At 65.9% G+C, this 1029-nt stretch carries 3 protein-coding genes; all 3 read left to right on the top strand.

Annotated elements, in window-relative coordinates:
- Positions 1 to 3 precede the first annotated feature (3 nt).
- Entirely contained in the window at positions 4 to 183 is a 180-nt protein-coding gene (locus EON91_RS14625) for a hypothetical protein (RefSeq protein ID WP_366250482.1), read from the top strand.
- Between the two features lie 149 nt (positions 184 to 332).
- Positions 333 to 518, top strand: a complete 186-nt coding sequence (locus EON91_RS14620; protein ID WP_292096164.1) for a hypothetical protein — start codon at positions 333 to 335, stop codon at positions 516 to 518.
- An 89-nt stretch (positions 519 to 607) separates the two neighbouring features.
- Positions 608 to 1029 (top strand): DEAD/DEAH box helicase family protein (locus EON91_RS14615; protein WP_292096162.1); only part of this gene is annotated, 422 nt, incomplete at its 3' end.

Raw genomic sequence — 1029 nt, 5'->3', positions numbered from 1 at the left:
ACCCTGATTATCGCCCCGGCCGCGGCCTTGTTGAGCTTTGCGCTGCTCGCTGGCTGCGGGACGAATATGGAACAACGGGCTGCAACGGGCGCCGCGACCGGACTGGTTGTCGCAGGCCCAGTCGGCGCTGCTGTCGGCGCCGGTGTAGGCGCGGTCGTCAACGAGACCGACGAGAAGAACTAAAGAGTTTCCCGCCTCAGGCGGGCACAGATGGTGGGCTGTAGTGGCCGGGCGTGGATATCCTCCACGTCCGGCCAGTTCTTGTCTGGAATTCGTTCTGGCCGCGGAGTGGGCGGGCGGGGTAAGGTGGTCGTCAAATCGTGGGGTACGACATGACCATTCGCAACGTCCTGATCCTTGCTGCTGGCCTCGGACTGTCCGCGCTTGCCGGATGCGGCACGAATATGGAGCAACGCGCCGCGACCGGCGCTGCGACCGGGCTGATCATCGCGGGCCCGGTGGGCGCGGCAGTTGGCGCAACAGTCGGCGTGGTCGTGGACGCGGCCGGCGACAAGTAGCCACCTTATAGCCAGTGAACTGTCAGCAGGCTGTCGCGCAACCCGCCGCGCCACTGGCGAACGCATGACGAACGGCCCATATTGCGGGCATGGCGAAACCACCTTCCAAAACGGCTAAACCCAGCGCGTCGAAAGCCCCGCCCAAGTCTGGGCGCAAGGGCGTGAGCGAAGGTCCGGGCGCGGCGTTCGCGGCCCAGATCAAGGACGCCGTGGCGGTGGCCGAGGGCCAGCCACTGTGGATGCCGCACAGGCCGGAGCGGAACTGGGAGAAGTTCGAAGGCGGCCGGAAATTCCGCGTCGCGTCGAGCTATGAGCCGGCAGGCGACCAGCCCCAGGCGATCAGCGATCTGGTCAACGGCGTGCGCGACAATGAGATGGACCAGGTCCTTCTTGGCGTCACCGGATCGGGCAAGACCTTCACCATGGCGAAGGTGATCGAAGCGGTGCAGCGCCCCGCACTGATCCTCGCGCACAACAAGACGCTGGCGGCCCAGCTCTACGGCGAATTCAA

Origin of the sequence: Brevundimonas sp. (genome assembly GCF_004210735.1) — a bacterium.
In the GTDB taxonomy this organism is placed as follows: domain Bacteria; phylum Pseudomonadota; class Alphaproteobacteria; order Caulobacterales; family Caulobacteraceae; genus Brevundimonas.
The sequence above is the reverse complement of the archived record's forward strand: the minus strand, read 5'-3'. Positions and strand labels throughout refer to the sequence as shown.